General features: G+C 67.6%; 1 protein-coding gene. It reads left to right on the top strand.

The window, feature by feature from the left end:
* A partial coding sequence (locus tag KZZ07_RS27110; protein ID WP_219520098.1) for an SDR family oxidoreductase occupies positions 1–259 on the top strand: 259 nt, incomplete at both ends.

Genomic DNA, 259 nt, shown 5'->3' on the forward strand with positions numbered 1-259 from the left:
TCGTCGGTGAACTCCAAGCACCCGATGCCGTCGCTCCTGGCCTACAGCGCCACCAAGGGCGCCCTGAGCAACATGGTGCTCAGCCTCTCCCAGCTGCTCGCCGACAAGGGCGTGCGCGTGAACGGCGTGCTGCCCGGGCCGATCTGGACGCCGTTCATCCCCTCCGGGATGAGCCAGGATTCGGTGAAATCCTTCGGCAGCCAGGTGCCGTTCGGCCGGCCCGGACAACCGGCCGAACTCGCCTCGGCTTACGTGATGC

It is taken from the genome of Mameliella sp. CS4, assembly GCF_019392335.1.
GTDB lineage: Bacteria > Pseudomonadota > Alphaproteobacteria > Rhodobacterales > Rhodobacteraceae > Antarctobacter.